The sequence below is a fragment of the Pararhizobium sp. P1_E7 genome (genome assembly GCF_056405855.1).
The window spans coordinates 84,848-101,506 of record NZ_JBFUBH010000001.1 but is presented as its reverse complement, the minus strand read 5'-3'; the positions used below and the strand labels follow the sequence as shown (position 1 = coordinate 101,506).

At 62.2% G+C, this 16,659-nt stretch carries 14 protein-coding genes; 2 read left to right on the top strand and 12 right to left on the bottom strand.

Features of this window, described 5'->3' with window-relative positions:
• Positions 1 to 99 precede the first annotated feature (99 nt).
• Positions 100 to 1,338, bottom strand: coding sequence for an extracellular solute-binding protein (locus AC1D17_RS00455; RefSeq protein ID WP_477563469.1), 1,239 nt, complete (start codon positions 1,336 to 1,338; stop codon positions 100 to 102).
• A gap of 233 nt (positions 1,339 to 1,571) precedes the next feature.
• Here AC1D17_RS00455 and AC1D17_RS00450 point away from each other — a divergent pair, with 233 nt between their 5' ends.
• On the top strand, positions 1,572 to 2,798 hold the full coding sequence (locus AC1D17_RS00450) for an ROK family protein (protein WP_477563468.1): 1,227 nt from the start codon (positions 1,572 to 1,574) through the stop codon (positions 2,796 to 2,798).
• A 2-nt stretch (positions 2,799 to 2,800) separates the two neighbouring features.
• On the opposite strand, the gene AC1D17_RS00445 is transcribed toward AC1D17_RS00450, so the two are convergent.
• Entirely contained in the window at positions 2,801 to 3,283 is a 483-nt protein-coding gene (locus AC1D17_RS00445) for an anthrone oxygenase family protein (RefSeq protein ID WP_477563838.1), read from the bottom strand.
• Complete coding sequence (locus AC1D17_RS00440; protein WP_477563467.1) at positions 3,283 to 4,110, bottom strand: NAD(P)H-binding protein; 828 nt, start codon at positions 4,108 to 4,110, stop codon at positions 3,283 to 3,285. Before AC1D17_RS00440 ends, AC1D17_RS00445 begins: the two co-directional genes overlap by 1 nt.
• A 112-nt stretch (positions 4,111 to 4,222) precedes the next feature.
• Between AC1D17_RS00440 and AC1D17_RS00435 the strand changes: the two genes are divergently transcribed.
• Entirely contained in the window at positions 4,223 to 4,861 is a 639-nt protein-coding gene (locus AC1D17_RS00435; protein ID WP_477563466.1) for a TetR/AcrR family transcriptional regulator, read from the top strand.
• Positions 4,862 to 4,901: 40 nt separating this feature from the next.
• On the opposite strand, the gene AC1D17_RS00430 is transcribed toward AC1D17_RS00435, so the two are convergent.
• The 9 genes from AC1D17_RS00430 to AC1D17_RS00390 all read right to left on the bottom strand — a co-directional run bounded on the left by AC1D17_RS00430 (position 4,902) and on the right by AC1D17_RS00390 (position 16,344).
• Positions 4,902 to 6,521 (bottom strand): GMC family oxidoreductase, encoded by a 1,620-nt coding sequence (locus AC1D17_RS00430; protein ID WP_477563837.1) that lies wholly within the window; start codon positions 6,519 to 6,521, stop codon positions 4,902 to 4,904.
• A 2-nt stretch (positions 6,522 to 6,523) separates the two neighbouring features.
• Positions 6,524 to 8,053 (bottom strand): FGGY-family carbohydrate kinase, encoded by a 1,530-nt coding sequence (locus AC1D17_RS00425; protein ID WP_477563465.1) that lies wholly within the window; start codon positions 8,051 to 8,053, stop codon positions 6,524 to 6,526.
• 32 nt (positions 8,054 to 8,085) lie between these two features.
• Entirely contained in the window at positions 8,086 to 8,928 is an 843-nt protein-coding gene (locus tag AC1D17_RS00420) for a class I fructose-bisphosphate aldolase (protein WP_477563464.1), read from the bottom strand.
• A complete protein-coding gene (locus tag AC1D17_RS00415) occupies positions 8,901 to 10,649 on the bottom strand; it encodes a glycerol-3-phosphate dehydrogenase/oxidase (RefSeq protein ID WP_477563463.1) in 1,749 nt (582 codons plus the stop codon). The genes AC1D17_RS00420 and AC1D17_RS00415 overlap by 28 nt, the downstream gene beginning before the upstream one ends.
• 12 nt (positions 10,650 to 10,661) lie before the next feature.
• Entirely contained in the window at positions 10,662 to 11,657 is a 996-nt protein-coding gene (locus AC1D17_RS00410; protein WP_477563836.1) for an aldo/keto reductase, read from the bottom strand.
• Between the two features lie 11 nt (positions 11,658 to 11,668).
• Positions 11,669 to 12,685, bottom strand: a complete 1,017-nt coding sequence (locus AC1D17_RS00405) for a sugar-binding transcriptional regulator (RefSeq protein WP_477563462.1) — start codon at positions 12,683 to 12,685, stop codon at positions 11,669 to 11,671.
• A gap of 1 nt (position 12,686) precedes the next feature.
• The gene (locus AC1D17_RS00400) at positions 12,687 to 13,679 is read right to left on the bottom strand and encodes an ABC transporter permease (protein WP_477563461.1); all 993 of its coding nucleotides are present in this window, start codon (positions 13,677 to 13,679) and stop codon (positions 12,687 to 12,689) included.
• Positions 13,680 to 13,707: 28 nt separating this feature from the next.
• Complete coding sequence (locus AC1D17_RS00395) at positions 13,708 to 15,246, bottom strand: sugar ABC transporter ATP-binding protein (protein WP_477563460.1); 1,539 nt, start codon at positions 15,244 to 15,246, stop codon at positions 13,708 to 13,710.
• 69 nt (positions 15,247 to 15,315) lie between these two features.
• Positions 15,316 to 16,344: a substrate-binding domain-containing protein gene (locus tag AC1D17_RS00390; RefSeq protein ID WP_264222675.1), complete on the bottom strand. Its 1,029-nt coding sequence runs from the start codon at positions 16,342 to 16,344 to the stop codon at positions 15,316 to 15,318.
• Positions 16,345 to 16,659 lie beyond the last annotated feature (315 nt).

Genomic DNA, 16,659 nt, shown 5'->3' with positions numbered 1-16,659 from the left:
TGAAATAATGGGATGCAAGGGGGATGAAACTATCCGGGCGGCAGGGAGGCCGCCGCCCGGAGATCGGCAGATGCGAGACGAGGGGGCGGACCCGGCGCCTTAGAGACCGCTATTGTCGGCGGCGGTCTTCAGGGCATCCTCCGGACTGGTCTGGCCAAGCAGCGCTTCCTGAATGGCCTGCTGCAACGCGACGGAAAGCTCCTGGTACTTCGGCGTCGTCGGCCGCGGATACATCGCGGCCAGCGATTGCTTGGCAGCGCCGATCAGCTCCTCCTGCCCCTTGCTGACGGCCGCATCGTCATAGGACGATGCCCAGATCGGCAAGCTGAGCTTGGCATACTGGTTCTGCACGGATTGCGAGGTCATGAAGGTGATGTATTTCCAGGCCTCGTCCGGATGCTTGCTGGTCGCGGTGATGCCAAGGCCCATCGAACCGTTGACGGCCGAAACCTCGCTCTTGCCCGTAACACCCGGCGCCGGAACGACGCCGACCTTGCCGGCCACCTTGCTGTCCTTGCCGGTATTGGCGAGGTTGTACATATAGGTCCAGTTCAGCGCGAAGGCGGCTTCGCCGTTTTCAAACACCTTGCGGACGTCTTCCTCGAGGAATTCCTTGGAATTCGGATTGGATATGCCGGACGTATAGCTCGACACCATGTATTTCAAAGCATCCAGACCGCCATCCGTCTGGAAGGCCGGCTTGCCGCCGTCGAGGAACTTGCCGCCATAGGCGCTGACCAGCGTGGTGTAGTCGCAGATCGCAGCTTCCGCCTGCGACCAGCTCCAGGCGATCGGGGTCGCCAGCAGGCCCTTGTCCTTGATGGTCTTGGCCTGTTCGGCAAGCTCGTCCCAGGTCTTCGGCGGCGTCTTGATGCCGGCCTTCTCCAGGATTTCCTTGTTGTAGAACAGGTATTTCGTATCGAGAATCCACGGCATGCCGTAATAGGCGCCGTCATACTCGACCGTCGTCCAGGCGCCGGGCAGCACGCCCTTCTTCATATCGCCGGTGACGCGCGAGGAGACATCGACCAGAACCTTGTTGCTGGCATATTCGGCCGGCCAGATCACGTCGAACAGAACGACATCGTAGCCGCCGCCCGACCCCTGCGCCAGAACGGTCTTGTCGTGCAGGCCTTCGTAAGGCACGAATTCGAGATTGACCTTGACGTCCGGATTGGCCTTGGCAAAGGCCTCGGTCATGGCGCGGACATCGGCTTCGCTATAGGCGGCCTGCGCCATGAACAACGCATTGAGCGTCGTTTCGGCATAGGCGTTGGTCGCAAAGAATGCACCGGCCAGGGCAGCCCCCATGAGTGCGTTGCGTTTGGATTTCAGCATTTCTTTTCCCTCCAGTGATGGATAACAGTCGCCGGCCCGCTGAAACGCGCGCCTTCCGTGAAACCGCGCTGATGCGGCGTCCGGCATGCCTTGTCGAAGTGTTGTGCGGCCGCTAGGACTGATCCCGTGATGCCGATTGTTCCCTTAAAAGCTCTGCGGCTCTTTTTATTAAGTCAATTGCTTTGACTTATTTCTTGTTCAATATTCTAATGGTGTCAAGGGGATTTTACGGGATGAACGAGATGCGGCCGATCCGGGCCAAGAGCGGCACCAATCAGGAGGGCACTAGCGCCCATAACCGCCGCGTCATGATCGATGCGCTGCGGCTGAACGGACAATTGTCGCGCGCCGATCTCGCCCGGGCGACAAAGCTTACCAAGCAGACGGTTTCAAACATCATCGAGGACCTGGAACGGGACGGACTGGTCGTGTCGCTGGCAGCCGTTCGCAACGGCCGCGGCCAGCCCTCGACCCCCTACCGGCTGGTGCCGGACGGCGCCTTTGCCATTGGCCTGCAGATCGACCGGCATATCACCCGCGCCATCGCGGTGGATCTCGTCGGCACCGTTCTGGTACGCGCCCAGGCAAACCTGCCGCCGGGCGGGCCGTCCAACGGCGCCAAGGTTATTCTCGATCTCATCGAACAGGTCCGCACCGAACTCGCCAGCCTCGACGGTCAGGCCGAGAAGCGGCTTGTCGGTCTTGGCGTTGCCATGCCGGGCCCGTTCGGGCTGGCGGCCGACAATGACGACCAATGGATGATGGCCGCCTGGCAGAACTTTCCGCTGCTCGAAACGCTGGCGGCCGGCACGGGACTGGAAGTCGCATTGCAGAACGATGCCGCGGCCTGCGCCACCGCCGAACGCATGGTGGGTGCCGCCCACGGCATCGATCACGCCGTCTGTCTCTATGTCGGCTTCGGTATCGGCGCTGGCCTCATTCTCAACGGCGAACTCTACGCCGGCGGCAACGGCAATGCCGGGGAAATCGGCATGGTGCTTCTGCCGCCCACCGCCCGGCGCCCGGACCGGATGCCGCTCGAACACCGCGCATCGCTGGCCTCGCTCTACCAGCATCTCGGCGCCGACCCCGCCGATCCCGGCCTTGCCGAACGGGTGAACTTGCTGGTGAACACCGGCGATCCGGCCATTGCATCGTGGATCGATGCCGCCGCCGAGGAACTGCGCTGGGGCGTGCAGATCATCGAGACGATCTTCGATCCGCAGACCGTCATCCTGTGCTCCACCGGGCCGGAGGCGCTGACGCGCAAGCTTCTGGAGGCCATCCACCCCCTGCTTCCGTCCAACGCAAACCGTCCGGGCCGTTCGATACCGCGCCTGCAGCTGGGCATGACCGACCCGTGGTCGGTGGCGCTCGGCGCTGCCGCCGAACCGATCAGCCGCGCCTTCGACCCGCGTTTTTCGGCGATCCTGAAGACGCGGGCCAACGCGCTGGGCTGACGTTAAGCCGCCCGGAAAGCCATGACGAAGCAGCCCAATGCGCCGATCGACGACAGAGTGCGCACATGGTTCCACCGGACCCAGTCGACGAGATAGGTCGATGACCACAAACGGGCGGCGTCTTCGCTACCCGGCTGCAACGCGTCGAGCGCGTCATTCATCGGCACGTTGAAGGTCATCGTCACCAGGATCGTGCCGCCGAGAAAGAGCAGCGCGCCGGCGATCAGGTAGAAACGAGCCGGTCCGCCATAAACGAACCCACCGGCAGCGAGCACGAGCGCCAGAACCGCCGTTCCCATGAAGACCAGCAGGAACCAGGGATTGAGGATCACGACATTGATCGCCTGCATGGCGGCAATGCCCTGTTCGGCCGGCAAACGGGCAAGCGCCCCCATGATGCAGACCGAGAAGATGAAGAACAGGCCCGCGTTGAGCCCGACCCCGAGCACGGCCGAAAAGATCAGCCAGGGAAAAAGTGCGGCAATCATTTCAGGTCCTCCCAGACACCGGTTGCAGCCGTTTCACGCACATAATCGGCAAAATCGCGCGGTGGACGGCCAAGTGCCTGCAGGACGCCATCCGTCAGGCTCTCGTTGCGGCCGTCAAGCACCGTGGTGAACAGATAATGCACCAGCCAGATGGTGTCTGCCGGAATCTGCGCCTGTTTCAGCAGAGCAACATAGTCGCCGATATCGACTGTGGTGAAGCGGATATCGCGTCCGGTCTGCCGGGCGATCTCCGCCACGGCGTCGCTAAATGTCATCAGACGCGGACCTGTCACCTCATAGGTCCTGCCGGCATGCCCCGGTTCCGTCAAAGCGGCAGCGGCAATATCGGCGATATCATCGGCATCGATGAACGGCTCTCCGACATCACCGACCGGCAGGACCAGTTCGCCGGCCTGAATCCCCTCCACGAGAAATGCCTCGCTGAAATTCTGAAAGAACCAGCTGGCGCGGATGACGGTGTAGCCGACACCGGATCGCTTCAATACTTCTTCAGACGCCAGGGCTTCGTCCTCTCCGCGTCCCGACAGCAGGACCAGGTGCTTCACGCCCTTTTCGACCGCGACCCGGCAAAGCGTGCCAATCGCCTTAACGGCACCCGGAACGGCTAGGTCCGGCTGATAGCTGACATAGGCGGCATCGACGCCTTCAAGCACGGCTGCCCAGCCCGACGGATCGGTCCAGTCGAACGCCGGAGCGGTCGACCGCGACGCAAGCCTGACCTCTTTTCCCTTTGCCGCCAGGCGTTCCGCCACCCGGCGTCCGGTCTTGCCGTTGCCGCCAAGGATCAAAATCGTTTTGCTCATTATCTCGCTCCCTTTGACCTTAAACATGAGTAATCCTCACATTTGCTAAATGTGATAAACCCTCGTATTTTGGTCGTCAAGAGAAATATTGCCGAAAGGACAGATCGTGGCCGTGAACCAGACAGCCCCCTCGCCGGCCCCGGAGGACGATGGGGCGATGCGCAAGGCGCCGACGCAAAAGCGCAGCCGCGAGCGGGTCGAGCATATTCTGAGCTCTGCCTCCCGGCTGATTGCCGAGCGCGGCAGCGATACGATGCGGATGAGCGAAGTGGCCGAATTGAGCGGCATCTCGATCGGCTCGCTCTATCAGTATTTTCCCGACAAGGCGGCAATCATCCGGACGCTGGCCGAGCGTTACAATGCCGTCTCGCGCGCCTGCATCGCCGATGGCCTCGCACACGTAAAAACGGTTGAAGACCTGCGGCAGGCCTTCTCGGTGCTGATCGACGAATATTACGAGATATTCCTGGCCGAGCCGGTCATCCGTGACATCTGGTCGGCGATGCAGGCGGACAAGGCCCTGCGGGAGATCGAGCTTGCGGAAAGCCGGCAGAACGCCACGCTTCTGACTGCCGCCATGAAGCGTGCTTTGCCGGATGAGGACCTTGAAAAACTTCAGGTTTCCGCCCTGCTGGTGATGTACCTCGGCGAATGTGTCATGCGGCTTGCCGTATCAACGCAAGAGGCGGAAGGCCGCGCCCTTGTCGAATCCTATAAACAGATGGCGTATCGCAGTTTCACGTCCGTCTGACTGCCGCAATCAGACGGACGGATCCCCTGGCACAACGTGATCAGGCGCCTGCAGCAATCAGTTCTGCTGCCTTTTCCGCAATCATGATCACCGGCGAGTTGGTGTTGCCCGAGACGATCGTCGGCATGATCGAGGCATCGACCACCCGCAATTTCGCCAGCCCATGCACCCGCAGCTGCGGATCGACCACTGCCATGGTGTCGCTGCCCATCTTGCAGGTCCCGACCGGGTGGAAGATCGTCGTGGCGATATCGCCGACGCGGCGGATCAGGTCCTCATCGCTCTGGTACTGCGTGCCCGGCAGCATTTCCTGTGGCCGGTACTTGGCGATGGCGCCGGCCTCCATCAGGCGGCGGGCATGCCGGATGGATTTCGTCGCAACGATCCGGTCTCCGGCCGTCGAGAGATAATTCGGGCGGATTTCCGGAGCAACGGAAAGGTCCGGTCCACCGATATGTACCGTCCCGCGGCTTTCCGGCCGCAGGTTGCAGACAGAAACGGTGACGGCGGGATATTTGTGCAGCGGCTCGCCGAGCCGGTCGGTGCTCAAGGGCTGCACATGATATTCGAGATCGGCCGTCGCCACCGCCGGATCGCTCTTGGCAAAGATGCCGAGCTGGCTCGGCGCCATCGACAGCGGTCCGGAACGGCGCAACATATATTCAAGCCCCATGCCCGCCCGCGTAAACAGGTTGTGATAGAGCTGGTTCAGCGTCTTTGCGCCCTCGATGCGGAAGACCGTGCGGATCTGCAAATGGTCCTGCAGGTTTTCGCCGACACCCGGAAGGTCATGGATTGGTTCGATTCCGGCACGGGACAACACATCCGGACGACCGGCCCCGGAAAGCTCCAGGATTTTCGGCGAATTGATCGCCCCGGCAGACAGAATGACTTCGCGGTTGGCGCGGGCGAAATGTGTCTGCCCGTTCAATCGGAACCGCACGCCGGTCACTGTTCTGCCGTCGAACGCCAGCCGCTCGGTTTCGGCCCCGGTCATGACGCGCAGGTTGGCCCGCTTCATCGCCGGGCGCAGGAAAGCCTTGGTGGTGTTCCAGCGCAGGCCGCCACGCTGGTTGACCTCGAAATAGCCAGACCCCTCATTGTCGCCGTCGTTGAAATCGTCGGTCTTCGGAATACCGAGTTCTTCGGCTGCATCGCGAAAGGCATCGAGGATCGGCCAGGAGAGCCGCTGCTTTTCCACCCGCCATTCGCCGCCTGCCCCGTGCATCCCCGACTTGCCGCGATAATTGTCCTCGGATTTCAGGAAATAGGGCAGCACGTCGTCCCAGCCCCAGCCGGAATTTCCCGCCTGCCGCCAGCCGTCGTAATCCGCCGCCTGGCCGCGCATGTAGATCATGCCGTTGATCGAGGAGCAGCCGCCCAGCACTTTTCCACGCGGATAGGGCAAGGACCGGCCGTTCAACCCGGCTTCCACAGCCGTCTTCATCATCCAGTCGGTGCGCGGATTGCCCATGCAGTAGAGATAGCCGATCGGCACATGTACCCAGTGATACCGGTCGCTGCCGCCGGCCTCGAGCAAAAGGACGCGGGTTTTCGGATCGGCCGACAGCCGGTTGGCCAGAACACATCCCGCCGATCCCGCGCCGACGACGATGAAGTCGTAGCTTCCCGCATCGATGGCCTGATCATTCACACGCATGTTCACGCCGCCACTCCCGCAACAACCGGCTGGACCGCCGTCAGACGCCGCCACAGCGGCGCCATCGCTTCGGCAATATCCCGATAGAGAGCGTAGCGCCGCGCATAATGCGCCTCAAGTGAGACGTTCGGACGATAATGCCGTTCGGTGCGCACCATGGCCGCAGCACCGGCTGCGAAGTCAGAAAAGACGCCGACGCCGGTTCCAGCCGCAATCGCCGCCCCGAGCGCGCCGGTTTCGCGCGACCGTGCAACGGAAACCGGAACGCCGAGCACATCGGCAAAGATCTGCGGCCAGACCAGGCTGCGCGATCCGCCGCCCGACAGGACCGCCTCGCTAAACGGCGCACCGGCCGAGCGCATCGTCTCGATATGGGCGCGATGCCCGAAAGCCACGCCTTCCAGCACGGCGCGAACCAGATGCCCCTTCGTATGCCAGCCCGCAATGCCATAGAAACCGGCTCGCGCATTGCCGTCCTGCTGGGCGCCGTAGAGGAAGGGGTGATAGATCGGATCGTCAGACGCCGGCTCGACTGCGGCTGCGAATTCGCAGCAGAAATCGAACGGCGAGCGCCCCTCCGGGCAGGCATCCGCGAAAAACTCGCGGACCAGCCACTCAAGATTTGCCGCCGACGTGGCGCTGGATTCGATCGCCATATAGCGGTTCCGGTCGAAGGTCGATGACATGAACACCGGGCCATTCAGCTCCGGCCGGTCGATGATCACCTGATTGATGCTCCAGGTTCCGGCGATGATCGAGGCAGCGCCCGTGCGCGTCACGCCGGAGCCGATCGCCGATGCCACCACGTCGAACAGGCCGCCGACAACCGGCGTGCCCGCGGCAAGCCCGGTCTGTGCGGCGGCTTCCACGGTGACAGTCCCGGCAATATCGGCGCTTTCGATCAAGGGCGGCAAAAGCCCCATGCATTCGCCCAGTCCATAGGCATCCATCAGGCCTTGATCGTAACGGCGAGCAGCAACGTTGAGCAGCCCGCAGCCGGTCATGTCCGAGACGTCGCTGACGCGCTTGCCGGTCAGCCGGTTGACGATGAAATCCTTGCAGAGGAAGACCGTGCCGATCTTGCCGAAGGTTTCCGGCCGGTGGCGTTTCAGCCAGGCCAGCAGCGTCGGCGTCTGCGACGGCCAGGGCCGCTGCTGGCCGATCGGATAGGTCCGGTCGCCAACACCGGCTTCCCGCCATTCGTCAACCAACCCGGCCGCCCGCGTGTCGAGCGACTGGATGCCGAGAAGCGGCGCGCCGTCACGATCAAGCGTATAAAGGCCGTTGCCATGCCCCGCACAACCGATCGCAGCGATGTCCTCAGGCTTTATCTTCGCCTTTTCGATGCAGGCGCGGATGACGTGGCGTGCATTCGTCCAGAGTTCATCCAGCCCGCGCTCGACATGCCCCGGGCTCGGCATGCGGCTGTGTCCTTCCTCGGATGCAGCGGCGATTTCGTTGCCCGCCCGGTCGAAAATCACCGCCTTGATCACGGTGTTTCCGGCGTCGAGCCCCAAAAGATATTCTTTCATTCTGAACCCCTCCCAAGGTTCGAAATCGCTGCTCAGCCCTGCTGATAGAGCGCGAAGGCCTGTTCGCCGCTGGCGTCCTCATGCACGATCGCCATCAGCCCGCGCACAACGGCGCTCGGATTGGCGTGCTGATAGATGTTGCGCCCGTAGACCATGCCCATTGCACCCTGCCGCATCAAGGCCGCAGATTTGTCGAACACCGCGCGAAGGTCTTCCTTGCCACCACCGCGCACCAGAACCGGGCAGCGCGCCGCCTCCACGACCCTGTGAAAATCTTGTGCATTATCGGTCGGGTCGGCCTTGACGATATCGGCCCCCATTTCGCGGGCAAGGCGCGTCAGCGTGACGATCTTGTCGGCATCGCCATCGACCATGTAGCCGCCCTTTTCGGTCACCGGCTGCATCACCAGCGGCTCGATCATCAGCGGCATGCCATACTTGTCGCAATCGGCCCGCACGCGGGAAATATTCTGCACGCATTGACGGAACAGGTCCGGCTCGTCCGGCAGCATGAACAGGTTGACGACGACGCAGGCCGCGTCCATCTCAAGCGCGCCGATCAGCGGCTCGGCCTCGTTCTGCAGCACCGCCCACATGTCGCGGTGGCGGATGCGGTTATAGGGATTGCCCATGTCGATGCGCATGACCAGCGCCGGCTTGTCCTTGCCGGGCACGTCCTGCAACAGGTCCGCCTGGCCGTAGTTCATCTGGATCGCATCCGGGCCGGCAGAAACCAGCGCCTTGACGACAGCCTGAATGTCCTCCAGCCCACTCAGGAAGGACGGTTCGTTGCAGACGCCGTGATCGATCGCCACGTCGAGGCAGCGGCCGCCGCCGAACAGCCGGTTCATCCGGACTTTGCTGTTGTGTCGCATTCTATGCTCCTTGGTTCGTTCCTTGCGGAAAGCATGTCTTCATCGACGCCGTGGCGTTCGTTGAGAAGGGTGAGAAAACGGGTGCGCTCGGTCGCGCGCTGCCCCGGCGCCCAGCGCTTTTCCTGCGCCAAAAGCTCGAGCACTTCATCCATCATGGCGAGCGAAAGCTCTCCCGAGACGGCAAGCGTCGTGCGCCGCAAAAGCAGGTCGTCGAGATGTTCCACCGCCTCATGGCGGATCAGGAACTGGAATTCACGCACCGAGTAGCCGGCATGCGGCAGCGGTGTATCGGGACCCGTTGCGATGAAACCGGCGATCGCCTCGGCATCTGTGCCGTACCGGCCAAACAGCTCAGCCATCCGCTCGCCGGACATGCTCTTGGCTGTAGCGGCATGCGCAAGCCAGGCGGGCACATTGTCAGGAAATGACCGCCCGCCGCCAATCGGCCGGTCGGTCGTCGCAACGCGGCGCTGCTTGCCGAGCCTTTCCAGGGCCATGTCGGCCGCCAGTTCCCCAAAGGACCGGAACGTCGTCCACTTGCCACCGATCATGCACAGCACCGGCGGGCCGCTATCGCCCGGTTCCAGGACCGTGCAAAAATGATCGCGCGGAATGCGGCCGGTAAAGCTATCGGTGCTGGCCGGAAGCGGCCGCACGCCGGAAAACTGGAAGACGATCTCGTCCTGCCGGATGACGATATCAGGCAGAACGAAGGCGAGCGATTGCAGGATATAATCCCGCTCGTCGGCCTCGCAGCGCACCGTTCCCGGATCATCGACGCGGATATCGGTCGAGCCGACCAGAACCTTGCCGAGATAGGGAAACAGGATGCAAATCCGCCCGTCCTCGTTCTCGTAGTAAATCATGTGACCGGCAAGGGCGTCGCGCAACTCCGCATTGTCGATGATCAGGTGCGACCCCTTGGTGCCGCCCATCAGCGGTGCCGGGCGCGCCTCTGGCGAAAACAGGGTTTCATTGGCGATGTCGATCCAGCCGCCCGTGGCATTGATGATGAGCGCCGGTTCGACCGCAACGGATGCGCCACCGATCTGGTCCTCGACGCGATAGCGGCCATTTTCTGTCCGGTGCAGTTCGGCATAGTTCAGCGCCACCGCCCCGGCCTTGGCGGCAAGACCGTCCTGCAGCAGTTCGATACCCAGCCGTTCCGGATGGCTGACCCAAGCGTCGAAATAGGTGGCGGAACTCTTGATGCCCGGATGCAGTGCAGGCCATTTTTGCAGCGTCGTGCGACGGCCGCGAAACTGGTGGCGCGGCATCAGCGCCCGCTTGCGCGTCAGGAAATCATAGATGCTGAGCCCCGCCTTGATGGCGACGGCACCCCGGCGGCTCGGCCGTCGGCTGAGGCCTAAGAACCGGACAATGCCGTTGCCGAGGCCGGAGAAGATATCGAACACCGGCACTGTCGTCGGCAGCGGCGCGACATAGTGCGGTGCGTTGCGCAATAGCCGGTCACGCTCGACCAGCGATTCCTGCACCAGCTTGAACTCGCCGTTTTCCAAATAGCGAAGCCCGCCATGCACCATGCGCGACAAGGCGGAACTGGCACCAGAGCAATAGTCGTGCTTCTCGACCAAAAGCACGTTCAGCCCCTGCAGCGCCAGTTCCCGAAAGACGCTGATACCGTTGATGCCGCCGCCGATGACACACACGTCCACCTTCGGGCTCTGGCGGAGCCCGTCCAATATCTCTTCACGTTTCATGATGGCGATCCGCTACCTGTCCATATCAGTCAGTTTCGCCGCTATGGCCTTGTCGATGGCCGCAAGATCGGCCGCATCCAGCCGCATGGTCCCGGCCCGCGCATTGTCGATTGCTTGTGCCGGATTGCGCGCGCCGCACAGCGCAAAGGTGACGCCGGGCTGCGAAAGCGTCCAGGCAATCACGGTTTGAGCGATGCTGGCTCCGTGTTTTTCCGCGACCGGCCGGATGACATCGGCAAGCGCCGCCGCCTTCTTCCGGTTGCCGACCGAGAAGCGCGGATTGTCCCTGCGCTGATCGTCGCCGGAAAACACGCGGTCCGGTCCAATCGTGCCGGACAGCAGCCCCAGCGCCAGCGACGAATAGCTGAGCGTCGCAATGCCGTTGGCCTTGGTCAGCGGCAGAAGGTCCACCTCGATCTCGCGGTCGATCATGCTGAACCGCTCCTGGATCGCATCGAGGCCACCGACTTCAATATAGGCATCAAGGTCGTCGCGGCTGACATTGCTCGCCCCGATCGCCCGGATCTTGCCGGATGTACGCAGGTCTTCCAGCGCCCGCATCGTCTCTTCGACCGGCGTCGTCGGGTCCTGCCAATGGGTGATGTAAAGGTCGATATAGTCGGTTGCGAGCCGTTTCAGGCTTTCCTCGACCTCGTGAAGGATTGCATCGCGGCCGAGATAGCGGTGGACCGGCTTGCCGTCCTGATCGAAGAAATGCCGGCCCTTCTGCGTGTGCCAGACAAGGCCGCATTTGGTGGCGATAACAGCCTTGTCGCGGCGCCCGGCCAGTGCCTTGCCGACGATCTCCTCGGAGCGTCCAAGCCCATAGGCAGGCGCCGTGTCGATCAGCGTCACGCCCGCATCAAGCGATGCCTGGATCGCGGCGATGGATTCCTTCTCGTCGGTCCCGCCCCACATCCAGCCGCCGATCGCCCAGGTACCGAGCCCGACTGCCGAGGCGGAAACGCCGGATTTGCCGATCTCGCGTGTCAATTGCTGTCCGCTCATGTACTGCCCGCTCATGCCCATTTTCCTTCGCCATTCGCCAGTGCCAGCACCCGCGCACCCGTCGCCTCGTCGGTCACCAGCGTATCCAGATGATTGCCGCGCAGGACGCTCAAGATCGGCCCCGCCTTGTTCGGCCCGCTTGCCACGCCGATCTTGGTCGGGATCGAGGCGAATTCCTCAAGCGTCAGCGACACCAGCGACCGGTTGAGGCTGTAGTCGCAGACCTGGCCGTGGACGTCGAGCAGATGCGCCAGCAACTCGCAGGAGGCACCGGACCGCTCGATGGCGGCACGATCGGTGCTTGAGGACGGATGCAGGTCGTAATAGCTCGAATCGTCCGACAGGATCGAACCGATGCCGACCACCGCGATCTTCGCCTCGCGCGCCCGTTTGAAGACGTCGGCAACCGAGCGCATGTTGATCAGCATGCTGCGTTCGGCGGCGCTATCGGCAAACAGCGGCGCGTGGATCTGATAGGAGCGCCCGCCAAGCCGGTCGGCCATCATCGTCGAGACGTGATTGACGTCGGTATAGTGCTTGCCCTGAACACAGCCCGTCGCCGGAATGACTTCGACATCGAAGCGGCGCTGCGCCTGAAGCCCGGCAACCACGGCGCTGACACCCTTGCCGCCGGTGATGCAGATCGTATCGCCATCGATGATTTCCTCCAGCAGCAGCCTTGCCGCCGCTTCGCCGACGGCCTGGAGCGCCGTCTGCGGATTGTCCGACACGGTCGGCACCACCACCGCGCGGCTGATGCCGCCGAGCGCCAGAAGCTGTTCTTCCATATCGACCAGCGGCTCGACCGGCGACTTGATCTTGATCTCGACCAGGCCGAGCTGGCGGCCACGCTTGATCAGCCGGTTGACGGTGGCATGCGAGATGCCGAGCTGATCGGCAATCTGCGCCTGCGTCAGTCCCTCGAGGAAATGCAGGACCAGGGCCTGATGCATCTGCCGGGCGATGACGATTTCCTCGCGCGGCGCATTGGCGGGTTTGAGCTTGGCGACGGGCCTATTGGGCGACATATCAGGCAGCCTTCCGTTTGTGCAGGAAATGGTCGATCGAGACGGCGGCGAGCAGAATGCAGCCTTTGATCATGTCTTGCCAATAGACGGATACGTCGAGCAGGATCAGCGAGCTAGTCACGACCGAGAGCAGGGCGATGCCGAGGATCGCGCCAAGGATCGTGCCGGAGCCGCCATTCAACGAGGCGCCGCCGATCACCGCGGCTGCGATGATGTTGAGCTCCATGCCGACGCCGAAGGTCGGGGTCGCGGCGCCGAAGCGGGACATGTAGATGACGCCTGCAACACCCGACAGCGTGGCGCAGAGCACCGTCACCCAGAACTTCACCTGGTTGGTCTTGATGCCGGAATAGAGCGCCGCCTTCTCGTTGCTGCCGGTATAGAACACCTTGCGGAAGGCCGTTGCCCGGCGCAAAAGGAAATCGAACAGCACCACGACGGCGACGAAGATCAGGATCACATAGGGGACGCCATAGAAGGTGCCCTGCCCGACCGCCTTGAACGAGGGTGGCAGAGTGAACAGCGACAGCGGCGTGCCTTTGGTGATGATCAGGCAGATGCCGCGCACGATGACCATGGCCGCAAGCGAGGTGATGAAGTGGTTCAAGCCCACGACCGTCACGAAGAAGCCCATGACGCAACCGATCAGGCCGCTGGCGATAATGCCGATCAGCGACGCGCTCCACGGATCGAGCCCCATCAGGAACAGCGAGCCTGACAGCACCATCGAAAAGCAGACGACCGAGCCGACCGACAGGTCGATACCGCCGACGATCAACAGGATGGTCATGCCAACGACGACGATGCCTTCCACCGAGAACGACATCAGCATTGCCCGGAAATTGCCAAGCGTCAGAAAGTGCGGCGAGGCAAAGCTCATGACGATGCAGAGCGCCAGGATGATGGCGATCAGTCCCGCCTCACGCATCGTTCCCAGGCGTTTCCAGCCGGGCGCGCGCGCCTGATGTGCCGGTATCAATGTAGCGTCCGCCATGACGTTTTCTCCTGCCCCTGCTTCTTCTTTATGCGGCATGCTCTGATGCCTTTGAATGATTGTGACCGCCGATACCCGATGCCAGCCGCATGATCGTTTCTTCCGTCATCGTCTCGCCCTCGACCTCGCCTGCAACCGTACCCTCGCGGATCACCAGCACCCGGTCACACAGACCGAGAAGCTCCGGCAGTTCCGAAGAGATGACGACGATGCCGATGCCGGAGCGCGCGAGATCGCGCAGCAGCCGGTGGATTTCCGATTTGGCGCCGACATCGATGCCGCGCGTCGGTTCGTCCATCAGGATGACCTTGGGATTGACCGCCAGTTGCTTGGCAATCGCCACCTTCTGCTGGTTGCCGCCCGACAGCGACGAGACCGGCATGTCGATGCCGCCCATCCGCACGCCGAGCCGCCGGACAAGGTCCTTGGCACGGTCCGCCTCGGCCTTGGAATTCAACAGCCCCATCGGCCCGGTCAGCGACTTCAGATCGAGAACGGCAATATTCTGGGCAATGGACAAATCGAGGAAGACGCCGGAGCCCTTGCGGTCCTCGGAAAGATAGACGACACCCGCCGCCACGGCCTGCGCATAGGATCGGGCCGACAGCCGTTGCCCATGCAACAGCACTTCGCCTGCTGTCACCGGCCGCAATCCGCAAATACCTTCGGCGATCTCGGTGCGGCCCGAGCCGATCAGCCCGCCGACCCCAAGAATTTCGCCCTTGCGCAGCGCAAAGCTGACATCCCCGAAGCGGCTGCCGTCGCCAAGATCGCGGACGCTGAAAATGGTCTCGTCCGTCCGCTCGGTCAGCGACTGCTTTTCCGGATAGAGCTGGGTGATTTCGCGCCCGACCATGCGGCGCACCACATCGTCCGGCGTCAAATCCGCCACCTTCTCCGTTGAAACATAGCGGCCGTCGCGAAAAACGGTCACCCGGTCACAAAGGCTGAAAATCTCGGCCATGCGGTGGCTGATATAAATGATCGAAATGCCCTGCGCCTTGAGATCGCGGATGATCCCGAACAGCACCTGCGTCTCGGATTCCGTCAGCGCCGCCGTCGGCTCGTCGAAGATCAAAACGCGGCAATCGAGCGTCAGCGCCTTGGCGATCTCGACCAGCTGCTGGCTTGAGATCGGCAGGTCGGCAACCTTGCGGCGCACGTCGATCGGCGCCAGCCGGTTCATCACGGCCTGCGCGTCCCGCTCCAGCCTGCCATAATTCATGAAAGGCGAGCGGCGGCGGTTGGTCGCCGCCATGAACATGTTTTCCGCCACCGTCGCATCCGGGCAGAGCGCGATTTCCTGATGCACGAGGCCAAGGCCGAGCGATTGCGCGACGGCCGGCGACGTCACCTTCACCGGCGCACCATCGACAAGCACTTCGCCCTCGGTCGGCTGCAGCACGCCTGCAATGATGTTCATCAGCGTCGATTTGCCCGCGCCGTTTTCGCCGCAAAGCGCATGAACCTCGCCCTTCTCCAGGCTGAAATTCACATCCGTCAAAGCCTTCACCGCACCGAAGTGCTTGCTGACATTGCGGATTTCCAGAACCGGCACCGGTGCCATGACATCCTCCCTCCTACGCTTGCGGTGGCTGTCCGGAGCCTTATGCTCCAGACAGCCGACACAAAAGGCTTACTCCTCGATGCCCTTCGTACCACGCCGCTTCAGATACTTGTCCCAGTAGAAATCGTCGGCATTGTCGGCCGTGACGATCGACAGGCCGTTATCGACGAACGGAATGCTCATCGGGTTGAAGCCGGCGCGCTTGGCGTCGTTCATCGGGTCGATGAGTTCCGGATGCTTGGCAAGCCACAGAAGCATGAAGCCCATATAGCCCTGCATGCCCTGATTCGGGTTGATCGAACCGAACACTTCGCCCGCCTTGATCATGTCGAGGATATTGGCGTTGACGTCGGCGCACATCACGAGGATCTTGCCGCCGCTTTCCTTGTTGGCCTGCGAAGCACCGATCGCCGAATTGGCTTCCGGCATGAACACGGCGCCAAGGTTCGGATGCGCCTGCACCAGGCTCATCAGACCCTGATAGGCCTTGTTCGGATCCTGGTTGGAGGCAGCGCGGCCAACCAGCTTCATGTCCGGATATTTTGCCTCCATGCGAGCGATGAAGGCAGCGATGCGCTTGTCGTGGTTGTCCTGGCCCGGATTTTCCAGAACCGCATATTCGCCCTTGCCACCCATCTTTTCGGCGATCGCGTCGGCGGCATAGGTGCCTTCGCGGGTATTGTCCGAGGTGATGAACGAGATACGCTTGGAGAGCGGTGCGTCGGCGGCGAACGTGACGACAGCCGTGCCCTGGTCGATGGCGCGATTGATCGGCTCGATGAACGGGTCAGAGTTCATCGGATGAACCAGGATTCCGGCCGGGTTCTGGGCCAGAGCCTGGTCGAAGGTGGCGATCTGCTTGTTGACGTCATATTCCGGCGTACCGGTATAGGCCGTCTCGCAGCCGAGCTGCTGGCCCGCCTGCTTGAACATTTCATAGACCGGGAACCAATATTCGACACCCGAGACCATGACGTTCATGACGTATTTTTCGCCCGGCTTGCAGCGGAACGGATTTTCCGTTTCCGCACTGGCGGCACCGGCGAAAAGTGTGGATGCAAGGACCGCCAATGCGGTCGTGCTTAGAAATTTGCGCAAGATTCCTCCTTGAGGCCGAAGCCCCTCCCAAATACCCGGCGGCGCCTTAAGCGGCGGCCCGATGATCCAATGAAGACCGGAGTTCCTCCTCGAAGTCCGGTATGGGCAGATAATCCCAACGGCAGAACGCTGTCAATATAATTCATACTATGAAATATATTTCATACAATCTTGCCCATGGCTGTACAAACAAGAAATCCAGCGCGCCTGTTTGGACATGGCCCGGCTGACTTGCCGGTTCGTTCCCTCGCCATTGCTTCCAGATAGCATCACACGGTGTTCAGGCTGTTGTCAGCCAAACCGCGAAAAGGTGGG

Excerpts from the sequence above, each read along its gene's own strand:
- AC1D17_RS00455 (WP_477563469.1), bottom strand. The coding sequence starts at position 1,338 with ATGCTGAAATCCAAACGCAACGCACTCATGGGGGCTGCCCTGGCCGGT.
- AC1D17_RS00450 (WP_477563468.1), top strand. The coding sequence starts at position 1,572 with ATGAACGAGATGCGGCCGATCCGGGCCAAGAGCGGCACCAATCAGGAG.
- AC1D17_RS00440 (WP_477563467.1), bottom strand. The coding sequence starts at position 4,110 with ATGAGCAAAACGATTTTGATCCTTGGCGGCAACGGCAAGACCGGACGC.
- AC1D17_RS00430 (WP_477563837.1), bottom strand. The coding sequence starts at position 6,521 with ATGCGTGTGAATGATCAGGCCATCGATGCGGGAAGCTACGACTTCATC.
- AC1D17_RS00425 (WP_477563465.1), bottom strand. The coding sequence starts at position 8,053 with ATGAAAGAATATCTTTTGGGGCTCGACGCCGGAAACACCGTGATCAAG.
- AC1D17_RS00420 (WP_477563464.1), bottom strand. The coding sequence starts at position 8,928 with ATGCGACACAACAGCAAAGTCCGGATGAACCGGCTGTTCGGCGGCGGC.
- AC1D17_RS00415 (WP_477563463.1), bottom strand. The coding sequence starts at position 10,649 with ATGAAACGTGAAGAGATATTGGACGGGCTCCGCCAGAGCCCGAAGGTG.
- AC1D17_RS00410 (WP_477563836.1), bottom strand. The coding sequence starts at position 11,657 with ATGAGCGGACAGCAATTGACACGCGAGATCGGCAAATCCGGCGTTTCC.
- AC1D17_RS00405 (WP_477563462.1), bottom strand. The coding sequence starts at position 12,685 with ATGTCGCCCAATAGGCCCGTCGCCAAGCTCAAACCCGCCAATGCGCCG.
- AC1D17_RS00400 (WP_477563461.1), bottom strand. The coding sequence starts at position 13,679 with ATGGCGGACGCTACATTGATACCGGCACATCAGGCGCGCGCGCCCGGC.
- AC1D17_RS00395 (WP_477563460.1), bottom strand. The coding sequence starts at position 15,246 with ATGGCACCGGTGCCGGTTCTGGAAATCCGCAATGTCAGCAAGCACTTC.